At 60.1% G+C, this 15232-nt stretch carries 14 protein-coding genes; 3 read left to right on the top strand and 11 right to left on the bottom strand.

Annotated features, from left to right (window positions below; all coding sequences use genetic code 11):
- Positions 1-87: 87 nt before the first annotated feature.
- From ASG55_RS10070 to ASG55_RS10060, 3 genes are all read right to left on the bottom strand, one after another.
- Positions 88-1068 (bottom strand): DUF4880 domain-containing protein, encoded by a 981-nt coding sequence (locus ASG55_RS10070; protein ID WP_056786074.1) that lies wholly within the window; start codon positions 1066-1068, stop codon positions 88-90.
- Complete coding sequence (locus ASG55_RS10065; protein WP_056786863.1) at positions 1055-1573, bottom strand: sigma-70 family RNA polymerase sigma factor; 519 nt, start codon at positions 1571-1573, stop codon at positions 1055-1057. The genes ASG55_RS10070 and ASG55_RS10065 overlap by 14 nt, the downstream gene beginning before the upstream one ends.
- A 269-nt stretch (positions 1574-1842) precedes the next feature.
- Positions 1843-2931 (bottom strand): NAD(P)/FAD-dependent oxidoreductase, encoded by a 1089-nt coding sequence (locus ASG55_RS10060; RefSeq protein ID WP_056786072.1) that lies wholly within the window; start codon positions 2929-2931, stop codon positions 1843-1845.
- 365 nt (positions 2932-3296) lie between these two features.
- On the opposite strand from ASG55_RS10060, the gene ASG55_RS10055 reads away from it, so the two are divergent.
- Entirely contained in the window at positions 3297-4133 is an 837-nt protein-coding gene (locus tag ASG55_RS10055) for an MliC family protein (protein WP_056786070.1), read from the top strand.
- A 273-nt stretch (positions 4134-4406) separates the two neighbouring features.
- Here ASG55_RS10055 and ASG55_RS10050 read toward each other — a convergent pair whose 3' ends face one another.
- Complete coding sequence (locus ASG55_RS10050) at positions 4407-5408, bottom strand: zinc-dependent alcohol dehydrogenase family protein (protein ID WP_056786068.1); 1002 nt, start codon at positions 5406-5408, stop codon at positions 4407-4409.
- A gap of 108 nt (positions 5409-5516) precedes the next feature.
- Between ASG55_RS10050 and ASG55_RS10045 the strand changes: the two genes are divergently transcribed.
- Complete coding sequence (locus tag ASG55_RS10045) at positions 5517-6398, top strand: LysR family transcriptional regulator (protein WP_056786066.1); 882 nt, start codon at positions 5517-5519, stop codon at positions 6396-6398.
- A gap of 121 nt (positions 6399-6519) precedes the next feature.
- Here the strand turns inward: ASG55_RS10045 and ASG55_RS10040 are convergent, their stop codons facing one another.
- From ASG55_RS10040 to ASG55_RS10020, 5 genes are all read right to left on the bottom strand, one after another.
- The gene (locus tag ASG55_RS10040; RefSeq protein ID WP_056786064.1) at positions 6520-7950 is read right to left on the bottom strand and encodes an amidohydrolase family protein; all 1431 of its coding nucleotides are present in this window, start codon (positions 7948-7950) and stop codon (positions 6520-6522) included.
- 40 nt (positions 7951-7990) lie between these two features.
- Positions 7991-8794 carry an ABC transporter permease gene (locus ASG55_RS10035; protein ID WP_056786061.1) on the bottom strand — a complete coding sequence of 268 codons (804 nt, stop codon included), beginning with the start codon at positions 8792-8794 and terminating at the stop codon, positions 7991-7993.
- Between the two features lie 19 nt (positions 8795-8813).
- The gene (locus ASG55_RS10030) at positions 8814-9656 is read right to left on the bottom strand and encodes an ABC transporter ATP-binding protein (protein WP_056786058.1); all 843 of its coding nucleotides are present in this window, start codon (positions 9654-9656) and stop codon (positions 8814-8816) included.
- A 60-nt stretch (positions 9657-9716) separates the two neighbouring features.
- A complete protein-coding gene (locus ASG55_RS10025) occupies positions 9717-10742 on the bottom strand; it encodes an aromatic ring-hydroxylating dioxygenase subunit alpha (RefSeq protein WP_056786055.1) in 1026 nt (341 codons plus the stop codon).
- 75 nt (positions 10743-10817) lie between these two features.
- Positions 10818-11840 (bottom strand): ABC transporter substrate-binding protein, encoded by a 1023-nt coding sequence (locus ASG55_RS10020; protein ID WP_056786053.1) that lies wholly within the window; start codon positions 11838-11840, stop codon positions 10818-10820.
- Positions 11841-12507: 667 nt separating this feature from the next.
- Between ASG55_RS10020 and ASG55_RS10015 the strand changes: the two genes are divergently transcribed.
- Complete coding sequence (locus tag ASG55_RS10015; protein ID WP_082530278.1) at positions 12508-13329, top strand: outer membrane protein OmpK; 822 nt, start codon at positions 12508-12510, stop codon at positions 13327-13329.
- An 81-nt stretch (positions 13330-13410) separates the two neighbouring features.
- On the opposite strand, the gene ASG55_RS10010 is transcribed toward ASG55_RS10015, so the two are convergent.
- Together ASG55_RS10010 and ASG55_RS10005 are read right to left on the bottom strand one after the other, a co-directional pair.
- Positions 13411-14040 carry an isochorismatase family cysteine hydrolase gene (locus ASG55_RS10010; RefSeq protein ID WP_056786051.1) on the bottom strand — a complete coding sequence of 210 codons (630 nt, stop codon included), beginning with the start codon at positions 14038-14040 and terminating at the stop codon, positions 13411-13413.
- A gap of 84 nt (positions 14041-14124) precedes the next feature.
- On the bottom strand, positions 14125-15153 hold the full coding sequence (locus tag ASG55_RS10005) for a D-cysteine desulfhydrase family protein (protein ID WP_056786049.1): 1029 nt from the start codon (positions 15151-15153) through the stop codon (positions 14125-14127).
- Positions 15154-15232: the final 79 nt, after the last annotated feature.

The following is a 15232-nucleotide window of genomic DNA, read 5'->3' as shown; positions in this document are numbered from 1 at the left end:
CCTGTATTCCGGCCTTCCTTAGAGGTCGAACGAGAATGAGAAACCACCTCATTATTTTTCAGGTAGCAGAAAAATATTCAGGTGGACTCAGGTCGCAGCGCTCACGGTGACCCAGTAACGGGTTCGGTAATCAATGTGCAGGCGCAGTGACTGCGCGATCAATGCCAGGACCCGATCGTTGTCGGCGAGCTGGAAAGTGCCGGAAACGCGACGATCAGCGACCTCTTCGGCGCAGCGCAGGACTCCTGGGCGATAACGCGACAACTCTGCGATGAAGTCACCAAGGCGCATATGGTTCGCACTGATCACACCGTCACCCCAACCCCATGGATCAAGGCCGTTGTCCCTGAACGTTCGGGCGTCACTTGAGGTGAACAGCAGTTGGTTTCCTGCCAGGACGTTGCGGCTCGCAGGCGTTTGACTGGCGCCGGGGAACACCGTGACTGATCCTTCCTGGGCCGCGACCAGAGTGCCGTCGTCACGCTCGCGGACCAGAAAGCGCGAGCTGTGGGCTCGCATGATCCCGTCGCGTGATTGCACCCACAACGGTCGCGCTTGCGGGGAGTATTGATCCGCACCGACATTCACGATGATTTCACCACGGCGCAGGATGATCAGGCGCCGCTGGGCGTCGAAATCGCTGTCGACGGCGCTATCGCTATTGAGCTGAATAAGGCTGCCATCATCGAGTTCGAAACGTCGTTGCTCGCCGGTGCTGCTGCGCTGCTGTGCCAGCATGGAGGGCAGGGGGGTGTAGTCGCGGCCGAGCCAGGCTGCCGTGCCGACCGTCGCCAATACGCCCAGTAGCTTCAGGCTTTCCCGCCGGCGCATTCCATGCTGGGCGCCCTTAAGGGTTTGTCGAGCCAGCTGAGCTGGCACGCCTTCGAATTCATCGCCCAGCGTTTCCACACGCTGCCACGCCAATCCATGCTCCGGGCGCTGCTGCAGCCAGTGCTCAAACGTGCGCTGTGTCTGTTCATCGGCCTGATTGAAGCGAAGGCGCACCAGCCATTGGATCGCCTGCTCGACAATGGCCGGATCCAGCGCCTCGGGCTCAGGCCTCGACATAACGCAAGCGATAGCAATGTTGCAGGGCCGTGGCCAGATCGCGCTCCACCGTCGCGCGGGAAACACCGAGCTTTTCGGCGATTTGTGCGCAGGTCAGACCGTCGAGTCGGGCAAATAAAAACGCCTGGCGTACTCTTGGTTTAAGCGAGTCAAGCAGACGGTCTATGCGCTCGAGCGCATCGAGAATCATCAGCCGGCTTTCTTCCGATGGAACCTCGTGTTGAGGCAGCAAGATGATGCTTTCCAGGTAGGCACGTTCGAGTTCGCGACGACGATACTGATCAATCATCAACCCTCGGGCAATGCTGCTCAAATAAGCACGTGGCTCGCGCAGGGCGCCGGACTGGTGACGGTGTTTGAGCACACGCACAAAGGTGTCCTGCGCCAGATCTGCGGCGTTGTCGCGACAGCCGATGCGCCGAATCAGCCAGCCCTGTAACCACGAGAAGTGGGTGCGATAGAGCAGCCCTGGATCTGCAGTACCTAGTGTTTCGTCGCTACGCATCGGCATCCCGGGACATACATGATTGATAATGAATCGCATTCTACTCAGGCGTTGGGCCATCAGGCAAATACGTCGCGCGTAGGGTCTGCTTTGGGCGAAATGACGCCCCGGGTTTCTTGGACAATGGCCACGGTTCAGGCTGACGCGCCGATCCCGGTAATAGGCCCAGGCTGGGTTGCTGCGTTACTGGTCAGAGGTGCAGTCATTCTAGTTTTTCTCTTCATCGCATCACCTTGGGTTCGAACGTCTGCTCTTGGCCGATTTCTGCCTCACAAGAGGCTTCCCTCCGCTTGCAAAAATCGATCAGGCCGGCATGGGCAAAGGGCACTGGACACCTTGTCATCGATGATCTCCTCGCTGGCCAGACGTCCCACTATCGCCGCCAGAGTAATTCCAGGGTGCATTGCACAAACGTAGACGCCACCTACATTGGGGAGATAACCGATGATGGGGATGCCATCGGCAGGCATGGGCCTGAGGCCGACACAAGCCCGTTCCAGTTCTATGGAGACGACACCATGGAGTTCGTTCTGGATTGTCTTGGCAGTGCGAAGCGCTATCGCTGCCGGCTGATTTTCCACGGCATCGTCCAGATAATCTTCCGCCGCGAGCAACGCACCATCCGAACTTTGCCGCACTTCCATTTCAGGGCTGGATATGAGGGTGTGTACGAGGTCGGGTTGTGACTTGTAACGGATGAAAATGGCAGGGGAGGCCTCTATTGGCAGGGACACTCCAAGCATGTCTGTCAGTTTCGTGATGCCTGCCCCGGCTGCCAGTACGACAATATCGGCATCGAGGCTGCCTATCGTTGTTTCGACTCCAGTCACCGTTGCACTCTGGGTTACCAAACCGAGCACTCGCGTCTGAGTGAGAATCTTCGCCCCATATGCCTGCGCACCTGCGATCAACGCATGCGTAGCTGCCACTGCGTCCAGCGCTCCTTCTTCAGCCGCATACAGAGCAGACTGGGGAGGGTTCTTGAGATTTGGTTCCAAGTCGAGAATCCGCGATCGAGACACCAGGTTTGCTGAAGCCTGGTGACCTGAGACTGGCAGCGCCTCAATCGCCATCGCACTGTAAGACAAGGCGCCTGTCCATCTTATCTCCAGACCTGGCAGCTGCGTTTCGAGTCGGCGGTACTCCTTGATGGCAGAACCGCGCAGTTGCGCGATTGGGTCGGGTTCGGGGTGTGAGGCATTGAGCCAGGCGAATGAGCTGCCAGTCACTCCCGAAGCTATATCTTCAGCTTCTACCAAAGTGACATTCGCGCCTTTACTTGCCAAGTGATACGCCAATGACGCGCCAACGATGCCTGCACCAATGACAACGACCCTTTTGCCCTGACCATTTCCCATATCAACCTCCGTTTTGTCGATGTGCCGATGGTACGGCAGCCGGATGATTTCATGACATGAGAACCTGATCGTTGAGCTTTTTAAGTGTCTGCTTCTGGCCGAATCCGACAACGGTGCCGCGCGACTGATCCACCCCGGTCCTTCACCCACGTGGAGGGCACCACCATGTACATACACAATCGCCAAATATCGACATCTGGAAATTGCTGAGCAAACCCGAACTGTGCTGAAGGCCTAGACGCATCAGGCGTGCCTGCGCAGCGAGGACTTCTTATGCTGCAATCACTGTTGACTCACCAATCACTAGCGGATGAGACCGGCTAAGATGACTGGTCGGCGACTGCGTAAATCCAGGGAAACCGCACATGCGCAAATATTTGGTTTTGCTACTGATTGGCGTCACAGGCGTTGCCAAGGCGCAATCTCAATGCTCAAACACGTGGTATCAATCGGTCGATAAGGTTCTGCATACGGCTGATATGCAAGGGCACGGACCGGATCTAGGTTCTGACGAATGGAAGTCAGTGATCGAGATAAAGCTGGGGGTTCAAGAGGGGTCAGATGTCCCTGAGCGAAGCTCCGAACAGTGGTGCAATTACATTGATCAGCAAATCAGTGCGATACAGTCGACCGGGGCGCGCACGGGAACATCGTCGGCTATCAATTCGTCACCTGGTCCATCTTACGATTGCTCAAAGGCGGAGCCTGGCGGTGTCGAAGCATTGATATGTGAAGACAAGGAATTATCTGCCCTCGATCGCAAACTCTCGGCAGTGTATGCCAGTGCGAGTATCAAGGCTGGCAACGAGCATCCTCCAATGCTCAAAGCAGAGCAGCGGGGGTGGATCAAGGGGCGGGACGATTGCTGGAAGAGTGATGACGTCGGTGCATGCCTGCGCATGGAATACCATAACCGTATCGCTGAGTTGCAAGCACGGTACCGACTGATCTCTGGCACTGGGCCTGTCTTTTACGAATGCGACGGCAACCATGCAAACGAGGTAACTGTCAGGTTCTTCGAAACTGATCCGCCGACATTAATAGCCGAGCGTGGCGACAGCGTATCGCTGATGTACCAGCAACTCAGTGGCATGGGCATCAAGTACGTCGGGCGTAATGAATCGCTTTGGGAACATAAGGCCGAAGCCATCATCACTTGGGGATATGGTGCGCCCGAAGAGCAATGCAAAAGAAAACCTTGAGCAGCGGTTTGTTCAGGCCAGGTAAATACAAATGGGTGAGAGGCCAGCTCTCATAGAAAGAGCCGCCTACAGGAATCGGGTTGCCATCCATATGGTGTGCGGCCCATGCCAGTAGGTGTGCCGTACGTTCGGCAGCAACTGGCGACAGCGTTTTGCGCTGGAGAAGACCATGGGGGCGGCAGCTCTTGGCCGAAAGCGGTTGCCCTTGTGTGGCAACTAACGGCCAAAGGCGGACGCTTTTGGCCGTTAGCGCTATGAAGAGATTACAAGAAGCTATGCACCCACAAACTCGATCACCGTCTTGCCCTTGCCGCGGCCTTCGGCGACTTGGCGAAACGCCTCGTTGACGTCTTGCAGTGCAAAGTACTGTTGATCCACGCGGATCGTCAGTTGATCCGCGTTGGCCAGCGCAGCGGCCTCGCGCAGGATAGCGCCGTGATGTTCGCGTCCTTTGCCGGTGAGCAGCGGAGCCAGAGTGAAAACCCCCGAGTAGGTGGCACTTTTGAACGACAACGGTGCCAGGCTGTGCTGGCCCCAACCCAGGCAGCTCAGCACGTGCCCGGTATAGGCTTTCACGGCTTTGAATGATGCATCCAGCGTGCTGCCGCCGACGGTGTCGTAGACAATGTCAAACCCTTCGCCGGCGGTGTAGTGCTCGACATAATCCTCAACGCTCTGTGCCTGATAGTCGATCGCCGTCGCCCCCAGCGAGCGTATGAAGTCCAGACTGCCCGCCGAACCGGTGGCGTAGACATCGGCACCGCGAGCCTTGGCCAGTTGCACAGCCACTTGGCCGACCCCGCCCGCGCCGCCATGAATCAGGACACGCTGGCCGGAGCGGACATTGGCTCGATCGACCAGACCTTCCCACGCGGTGATGAATACCAAAGGCAATGCAGCCGCCTCACGCATGCTGAGGGTGTGTGGCTTGACCGCGATCAGGCGGGCATCCACGGCAATGTACTCGGCCATGGTGCCTTGGGCACCGCCGATCCCGCCGGGCATGCCGAAGACTTCCTGGCCCTGGGTGAATCCTTGGACTGCTTCACCCACTTCAACCACCGTACCGGCGAGGTCAAGGCCGAGCACGGCCGGCAGCGTTTGACGGGCGTGAGCCCCTGCGCCGGCGGCAATTTTGGTATCGAGCGGATTGACCCCTGCGGCGTGAACCTTGACCAATACTTGCCCCTTACCGGCAACAGGGCGATCGATGTGACGGATGGCCAGCGGGGATTGAGCGGACTCGGCGATGGCGGCAAGCATGGAATGTTTCATGGCGGGAACCTGTGTTGGGATGGACGCTTACAGATTGCCGCGCTTTAATCATTCCGATAACAAACCCAATGTGCATATGACTTATTCCGCAAAGAGAACCAATCGTCGATGGATCTGTTCGACAGCATGCATGTCTTTGTTCGCGTCGTGGAGCGCGGGTCCTTCTCGGCGGTCGCCCGTGAACTGAACATGGGGCAGCCGGCAGTGAGCAAGCAAGTGCGCGCGCTGGAGCAGTATCTGGGTGGGCCATTGTTCGCACGCAGCACTCGGAATTTGGCCCTGACCGACCAAGGTCAACGCTTCTACGACCACTGCCAGAAAATTCTCGGCCACGTCGAAACTGCTACACGGAGCTTTACCAGTGGCCAGGAGCAGATCGCCGGCCCTTTACGAGTCGCCGCGCCGGTCAGTTATGGAAGGTTATGCATAGCACCGCTCATAGGGATTTTCCTGCAACGCCATCCTGACGTGCGGATTGACCTGCGGCTGAGTGACCACAATGAAGACCTGCTCAAGGAAAACATCGATCTGGCTATTCGCATTGGCGCGGTGAAGAGCGAGGGATTGGTGGCACTGCCACTAGGCAATAGCCCACGGCGTGTCTATGCCGCGCCCGGTTACCTGGCTCTGCACGGCGTGCCACTTGAGCCAAGCGAACTGTCCGATCACAACTGCATCGGCTTCACGTTGCTGGAGCATTACGACCGTTGGCACTTTACCCGCAGCGCCGAGGAACTCGATGTAGCCATTCAGGGCAACGTCACCAGCAACAGCAGCGAGGCCATCCGCGAAATGGTGCTCTCCGGCCTGGGTATTTCCCTCTCACCGCAATGGCTGTTCACAGCTGACGTCGAGCAGGGCACGGTGAGTACCGTCCTCGACAACTATCAGACCAGCGCGCTGCCTGTCAGCGCTGTACTCAGCCGCGAGCGACGACGTTCAGCGCGGACGATGGCGTTCATCGATTTTCTACGCGAGCAATTGTTGTAGAAGCGCCTTGTGATACGCCGTCCGCTGCTTTCTTCTCCGGGACCATAAAACTATCTGATGACAGTCCCGGCATTTGATGCGGGCGAGTATTGGCACGGCAGCGCGTGCCGGGGAGATCAGCTCATGAGCGTACGCCTGCGGCCTGCTGCAACCGCCGCACCGCGTCCCGGGCCTGGGCGCCGAGTTCGGCCAGGTCGAAGTCAGGCAACTGGTCGTCGTGTACGGTCAACCGCCCAGCGACCAGCAAGGCGCGCAACGTCGGGCGTCCTCCGCCCACCACCGGCCCGATCGCCGGGTCATGCAGGCCGAAGTATCGCGGCTGGTCCAGGCGGTAGATCGCCAGGTCGGCCGCCATGCCCACTTGCACGCTGCCCACGGCGTCCAGCCCCAGCACCCGAGCCCCGCCAGACGTACCCCAGCGCACCACGTCTTCCACCGTGGCCGCGCTGGCACCGCCTTCCTCGTCACCGCCGGCATAACGCGGACGGGCCCGTTCGCCAAGTCTGGCCCGTTGCATCAGCCAGGCGGCGTGGGTTTCGCTGATCATGTCGCAGGCCTCGTTGGAGGCGGCGCCATCCACGCCAATCGACACCGGCATTCCCGCAGCCTCCATGGCCACCACATCGGCAATGCCACTGCCCAGGCGGCCATTGCTTTGCGGGCAATGGGCAATGCCCGTACCGCTGGCCCCGAGCATGCGGATTTCCTCGGCGTCGAGTTTCACCAAATGCGCGAACCACACGTCCGGCCCCAGCCACTCGTGCTCGGCACACAACGCCACTGGCGACATGCCGTGGCGTTGCTGCACCTCATTTTGATATTCGACGGTTTCGCTCAGATGGCTGTGCAGGCGAATGCCCAGTCGCCGGGCGACCCGGGCGGTTTCGCGCAGGTGTTCGGCAGGCATGGAGTAGGGCGGGCTGGTGGGCGCCATCACCACCCGCCGCCAGGCATCGGCGGCCGGGTCGTGGTAGCGCCGCACCAGACGCTCGACGTCGTCCAGGTATTGCTCCAGGGTCTCCGGCCCGGCCACGGACTTGCCTTCGGCTTGCCGTGCTTGCGTGGCTCCGCCACGGCAGAGAACAAACCGCAGCCCCAGCCGTTCGGCTTCCTCGAACAGCACCTCGGCACTGTCAAAGTCCATGCCCGGCAAGTACAGGTAATGATGGTCTGCGACGGTGGCGCAGCCGGATCGTGCCAATTCGACCAGGCCAATGCGCGCGGCGAGGCGAAAGCTTTGCTCGTCAAACGCGCCGCGATAGCGATAGGGCACGGCACCCAGCCAGGCTCCCAGACTCTGGTCGATACCTGCGGGAATGCCTTTGAGCAGCGATTGAAACAGGTGATGGTGGGTATTGACCCACGCCGGGTAGACCACGCAATCGGTGGCATCCAGCACTCGCTCGCCGGGCTGGGGTTGCAGGGCGCCGATGGCGCTGATGCGGCCGTCGACGATACGGATATCAGGCCCGGCGTGGCGCGCCGCCGCACCGGACAAGCCGGTGAGGATGGCGCTGGCGTTACGTACCAGCCAGCTATTTTGAATCTTCATGTGAGGCTCCATACGCCGCGCCTGCGGCGGATTCAAAGGGTCAGCCGAGTTCGCTTTCGTGCCAGTTGCGCAGGCTCAACCGGGCCAGCACGGCCATCAGGCTGAATAACGCGACACCGGTCAAGGCGATCAGCAGCAGGGCAGCGAACAGCCTCGGAATATTCAGTTGAAAGCCGGCCTGGAGAATCTGATACGCCAGCCCTGCACCGGTGCCCCCGGTGCCGGCGACGAACTCCGCCACCACCGCGCCGATCAACGCCAGCCCGCTGGCAATGCGCAGCCCGGCAAAAAAACACGGCAGGGCGCTGGGAATGCGCAGGCGCAACAGCACCTGCCAGCGGCTGGCGCGGTTCAGGCGGAACAGATTGAGCAGGCCGGGGTTGACGCTGCGCAAGCCGAGTACGGTGTTGGCGATGATCGGGAAAATCGCCACCAAAGTCGCGCAAATAATCAACGCCAGCGTGGTATTGCTGCACCAGATGATGATCAGCGGCGCGACGGCCACCACCGGCGTCACCTGCAACAGGATGGCGTAGGGAAACAGGCTGGCTTCCAGCACGCGGCTCTGCACAAACACAAAGGCCGCCAGGGTGCCGATAAGCACCGCCAGCGCAAAGGAGAAAAAAGTGATCTTCAAGGTCATCCACAATGCACCGAACAGCATCGGGCCATCGCTGATCAGGGTACGGCCGATATCGACCGGGGAGGGCACCAGATACACCGGCACCTTCCAGGCCACACATGCCAGTTGCCACAGACCCAGCAATACCGCGCCGAGCAGCAGCGGCGAGACGATGCGCAACACCGTGGGGTGACGTAACCAGGGAGTAAAGGACGGGTTCATGAGCGGGCTCTCAATAAAGTCAGCAAGGATCGCCATTGGCCTCGGCCAGCAGCCGGGACAGGCGTGCGCACTGCGCGATAAAGGCCGGGGAGGTGCGGTAGGCCTCGTCTCGTTCCAACGGGCCGTCGATTTCGATGTCGGCGATTACTCGGCCCGGGCGCGCACCCATCACCACCACCCGCGATGACAGGTAGACGGCCTCAAAAATGCTGTGGGTGACGAACACCACGGTCAGGTCGCGGCTAGCCCACAGCTGACGCAGGTCGCTGTCGAGCTTGTTGCGGGTGAACTCATCCAGGGCGCCGAAGGGCTCGTCCATCAGCAGCAGATTGGGCTCGGTGGCCAAGGCCCGGGCGATGGACGCGCGCATTTGCATGCCGCCGGACAGTTCCCGCGGGTACACCTGGCTGAAGCGGTCCAAGCCGACAAGAGCAAGGGCTGCGTCGACCTTTGGCTGGCTCTGGGCTTTGGGCACATTGGCCAGATCCAGCGGCAGGCGCACGTTGTCGCTGACCTTCGCCCAAGGCATCAGGGTCGCCTCCTGGAAAACCATCGCCAGGCTTTGCCCTTGGGTCGGGCTGGCCGGGCTGTCTTTGCCCCACCAGCGCACGTGGCCGGCGGAGGGCTTTTCGAGGCCGGCGAACATTTTCAGCAGGGTGCTCTTGCCGCAGCCCGACGGGCCGAGCAATGAAACGAACTCGCCGCGCTGAATGGCCAGCTTCACCCGGCTCAAGGCCTGGGTGCCGTTGCTGTAGGTTTTTTCCACCTGATTGGCGAACAGTGGTGTTTGCACGCCGACGCTGTCGCCCCGTGGCAACGCCTGTGGCAGGGCGTTGGCCCCAGTTATGGTTTGCATCAACATAGCGCTCTCCCCTTGGGTCATGAGCGTCCGGTAAAGCCCCGGCACACCGGGGCGCTGACTTCAATGGCTGAGGAACACTTCACTTTCACCGTGAGCTTCGAGCAGGCCCAGCAATTGCCGGCGAATCACCAGGCCAGGCTTGTCCGACGGCATGTGCAGTTCCACACGCCGGCGAGTATCGACACAGGCGTCGTAATCGGTGGCTTCGAGGATGTCGCGGTCTTCGGCGGTGATCGCTGCGTCCCAGTCGATCAGTTCCTGGGTCGAGCATTGCTCTTCACTGTCATTGCGATACAGCCACTGGACCAGCATCAGGCGCCCGTCTTCCATGGGTGTCGCGCAGTTGTAGATGATGTGATGGATGCCGCTGTCCGGGTACATGCAGCCAAAGCGCCGGGAGAATGGCAGGTAGTAGCGGTTGATCAGATGGCGCTGGGTAATCGGCTCGCGGGTGCCGGTGATGCGATAGCTCTCCTCAGGATTGCGGATCGGCACCCGCGTCTCAGCCTCGAAGCCGTAGTCGGTTTCGCGAAACTCGTAGCCGGCCGGCGCGGGCTGGTCGAAAAGGCCGAAATTGGCTTTGTGGACGAAGGAAAAATGCGAGTTGTCAAAGGAGTTTTCCATGACCCGCAGCGGGCTGGTTTTCCACTCTTCATAAAACTGGAAGATGCGCCGGTAGCCCGGGGCGCCATCCTCGGGAAACTCAGGGATTGGTTGCAGAGGATCGTCGAGGGCAACCCAGGCGTAGCCGTATTTTTCCTGGCAGTGAAAGGCCTGGACCGAGGCGCCCGGCGGAATCATGCGCGCAGGGTTTTGCGGGATCTTCACGCAGGTGCCGGTGCAATCATATTCCCAGCCGTGATAGCCGCAGGCGATGTTGCCGTCCTCGCTGACAAAACCTTTCGATAGCCTGGCGGTGCGGTGGCAGCAACGGTCGCGCATGGCCACCGGGGTGCCGTCGGGGCGCTTCCACAGCACCAGCGCCTCACCGAGTAAAGTGAAGGGCTGCGGGCCGGCATCCAGCGCGGTCATGGGCAGCAGGGCATACCAGAAACGGCGCAATACAGGTTGTTTGGTGACCAACATAACAAGTGTCCTCACGGTATTCGTTCAGCCGGCTCTTGGGCTCGGGCTCTGGGTTCAGCAGTCTTGCAATCAGGCTCAGCGGCTGGCGGACTGTTCGGCGCCAGGCAGTACCTTCAAGTCCTCGACGAAGCGCGTGGTGTAGGCCTTCTGCCAAGGCGCATCGGCACCGAGCAGGCCGGCGTCGACCATGAAATTGCGCGTGGCCTGCCAGCGCGCATCGCTCATCACGCCGATGCCTTGGGTGGCGGCATCACCGCCGGTGACCAGGCGATATTGCTTGAGCGTCGACAAGCCCCAGGCGAGCAATTCATCGCTCATGTTCGGGTTATCGGCCTTGATCAGGTGGTTGGCGCTCGGGTTGTCGAGGTAGCGCTTCCAGCCCTCCATCGAGGCGCGAACAAAGCGCTGGACTCGCTCAGGATGCTGATCAATCACGTCTTGGCGAGTGGCCAGCGTCGAGCCGTAGGGTGGGTAACCGGCGTCGGCGAACAGGAAGAAGTTGGCTTTCTCCCCGATCTTCAACGCCTGGAACAACTCGGAGCTGGCATAGGCCTGCTGCGTGGTGTTGGCGTCCGCGAGGAAGGGTTGCAGGTTGAAGGTGTAGGGACGGGCCTGGCTGTCCTTGAGCTGATATTTGCCCTTGAGCCACGGCCACCAGGTTTGCTGGCCGGCGGTGGAAACCAGCACCTGCTTGTTCTGCAAGGCATCCAGGCCGCTCACATCGGCATGGGTCAGCAGACCCTGAGGGTCACCTTGAAAGGGCGCGGCCACGGCCACCACCGGCATGCCTTGCTCCACACTTTTGAGAATCTGCAAGTCGTAGTTGACGATGAAATCGGCCTGCTTGTTGAGCAGCAGCTGCATGCCATTGACCTGCGGGCCACCCATGCGGATGGTCACGTCCAGGCCTTCTTTTTCATACAGTCCATCCGCCAGGGCCTGGTAGAAACCGCCCTGTTCAGCTTGGGCATACCAGGAAGTAAGCAGCACCACCTTGTCATTGGCCAAAGCCAGTGGAGACGCGATCAGGGCGGCGGGCACAAGCGCCATGGCCAGTAGCGAGCGAAGCGGTTGACCCAAGGCAAAGCGAATTTTCATGATGTGTTCTCCACAACGATTCGAAAACCGCCGCGCGCCAATCGGCACGCCAGCGCGGGACCGATTGGAGAGAACAAGGGGAGGAGAGAGGGCGCGTATGCGTAGTTACACGGCTGACACTTCTCTCTTGCCCGGGGCGCTGGCGCCGCGTTCAAGCATCCAATCGGACGTACGCCCACAGGGAAGGGCGCAAGAGCAATGCCCGGTGCCATTGCTGGCACTGACCGCTTCTACTCGAAAGCAGTCATAGCCAAAAGTGTGCCAAGCCGTCGCAGGCCCGCCCTCACGGGATCCGGCGGGCGAGGCAATCAGCACGAGGTGGGCAGGCGAATCGCAACGGTGCGAATCCAAGTGAGCGCGCCTCAATCTGGTGCGCAACCGATAGCTGCAAAGTATTCAGTTTTACGCATCGATTGTGCTGAATGAGGGTTGAAGATTGTATTCGCTCAGTTGGCACAACCCCTGCTTAGTCCGGAATCGAGTAGAAGCGGTCAGCACAGAGGGCTCTCAACAGAACCCGAGGTGCAGGGCATTGCTCTGGCGGCATTACGCCGCGTACCCGGCAAGGGTCGCCCCTCGTTAATTTGAGGGCCAGAGCAGCTGCTTGATCCGCAGCTCGGCCATGCCTTGCCGGTGATATCCGCCAATCACCTGACAAGGGCAGCCCATGAAAACATCGCGTATTCCATTACTTGCACCTTCGCTGCTGCGTCGCAGCCTGCCTCCGCTGTTTGCGCTGGCCAGCGCCGGCGCCGAAGCTGGCCCTCTGTTGTGGAACGACAACAGCTTGAGCTACCTCTACGGCCAGCATTTCAAAGTCGACGGCACAGGCGACGATACTCAGCAAACGCTGAGCTTCGAGCACGCCAGCGGCTGGACGTGGGGCGATATCTTCATGTTCGTCGACAACAAATGGTCCAGCGGACTCTCGGGTGCCGACGGCCATTCCTACTACGGTGAATTCTCCCCACGGCTGTCGCTGGGCAAAATCAGTGACCGCTCCCTGAGCTATGGCATCGTCAAGGACGTCCTCATCGCCGCCACCTACGAGCGCGGTGAAAACCGCAATCGCAAATACCTGCTGGGTCCTGCTGTCGACCTCATGCTTCCAGGCTTCGATCGCTTTTCCCTGAATACCTACTACCGCAAACCCGACGGCATCACCGGTAAGGCCTCAGGTCAATGGCAGATCAACCCGACCTGGTCCATGACCCTCCCGGTGGGTCGCTCCGACATTCTTTTCGACGGCTATCTGGAGTGGTACGTCAACGACGTCGGCAACAAAGGCACCTCCAACTATGTGGCCAGGAGCTTTCACTTCAACCCACAAGTCAAATACGACGTGGGCAAGGCGCTGGGGCAACAGCAAAAACGTTTTTATGCGGGACTTGAGTGGGATTACTGGTCGAATAAATACGGGATTGAAGACACGAGCGGATTCCCTACCGACCAGAACGCGTTGAGTCTCTTGCTCAAGGTGCATTTTTGACGGGGGCCGATCGCCCATTGCAGAAAGCGGCCTTGACGCACCACCTCGGCCAACTGGCGAAATCGGTGAGGTTCCTCGCCATTACACCTGCGCTGCCAGCGCCTCAATCAATTCCTGGGTGGTGACGATTGAGTGAGCGAAAGTCGGCCCGTTCAACTCATGGGCGGCGTGCATCATTTCCGTACGGAAAGCGGCGGTCGCATCGCGCACCAGCGTGACGTGGTAGCCCAGTTCCGAGGCGTAGCGGGCGGTCGCTTCGATGCAGGTGTTGGCGAGCAGGCCGACGATGATGACGTGGGTGATACCTTTCTGCTTCAAACGAAAATCAAGGTCGGTATTGGCAAAGCCGCTGGAGCCCCAGTGCTCCTGCACGACAATGTCGCCGTCCTTCGGTGCGAAATCGGGATGCCATTCGCCGCCCCATTCACCGCGTGCGAAGTGGTGCATGTGCATGATTTTGCATTGGGTCGGTGTTGGATGATCCCAGCCGTCGTAGTCGCCATGTTCCCAGCGGTGGTGCGGCACGATGACCACCGGAATGTTCTGCGCCCGTACGGCGCGATCGAGGGCTCGCAGGTTGTCGAGCAGCCCGACCTGCTCGGCAATCGGCTTGATCAAGGGGAAGACCTTGCCGTTTTCCGAGAGAAAATCGTTGTATGGATCGACCAGCAGATAAGCGGTGCGGTTCAGCGGATAAGGGGCGTTCGACATGACGATGTACTCCACGCAAGTTGAGTGACCGATGCCGTGGGCTCGCCCGGGCATCAGTTTTTTATGACGACGAAAAAGCTCAAGTCAGTTGAAGGCGCTGCGGTAGGCAAAGAGGCCAGGCAAGCCGCCGGTCATCACAAACAGCAGATTGCTTCCTGGCGGGTAGTCGCCTTGGCGCACGGCAGCGAGCAACCCGGCGAAGGCCTTGCCACCGTAGACCGGATCCGTCAGCAAGCCCTCAACGGAGGCCAGCAGCCGAACCGCTTCGAGCATCGATTCGGTGGGTGCGCCGTAGGCGTCGCCACGTTGCCTGCCATCCACAGTGATTGCGCTTTGCAGAAGGGTTGCGGACGGGTTCAGGAGCTGCAAGGTTTCCCGGGTTTTTTCCAGTGTCGTCGCTGTGGCCTGCTCCTCTGTTGCCAACACCGAATAGCCGATCACTTCGGTTGATGATCGAGCCAGTGCCAGACCGGCCTGCAGCCCTGAATGAGTCCCTGCGCTGCCGTTGGGGATGATGATCCGCTCGAAGTGAACGCCGAGCGCGTCTGCCTGGCGGAGGATCTCTCCCGCACAAGCGGCGTAGCCCAGACTGCCCCTGGGGCTGGAGCCGCCCAATGGTATGAGGAAGGGTTTTTTGCCCTGGCTTTTGAGCGCGCTAAGCAATTCACCAGCGTAGCTATCGGGCGTCAAACCGCGCGGCAGTCGATGGACCTTTGCGCCAAACAGGCCATCGAGCAATACGTTGCCGTTATGACAAAAATCATCATCGCTGCGCACCGCAGACGGAGTCAGAATAAGCTCGCAGGCCAAGCCGTGGCGGGCCGCGACGGCGGCGGTCAGCCTGGCGTGATTGGATTGAAAGCCGCCCCAGGTAACCAGTGTGTCCGCGCCTTCGGCCAATGCTTCGCCAAGCAAAAATTCGAGTTTGCGCAGTTTGTTGCCACCGCCGCCGAGGCCCATCAGGTCATCGCGTTTGACGTAGAGATCGCAGCCATGCAGCTCGGCGGCCCGGCTCAGACGGGACAGTTTCTGAATCGGTGTCGGGCCTTCCAGCAGCGCCACTCGGGGGTAAGCAGCCAGCGCAGTTTCCAGTTGATTCAAGTCGTGAGGCATGACGGTTCACTTGACGTTGATGGAAGGAAGTGGGGCGGTCACTTCAACAAGCCCCGGCGAAATGCTTAATAACTGAGAT

Origin of the sequence: Pseudomonas sp. Leaf434 (assembly GCF_001425545.1) — a bacterium.
Lineage (GTDB): Bacteria > Pseudomonadota > Gammaproteobacteria > Pseudomonadales > Pseudomonadaceae > Aquipseudomonas > Aquipseudomonas siliginis.
Note: the sequence above shows the minus strand (reverse complement) of the source record. Positions and strands in the feature narration are given on the sequence as shown.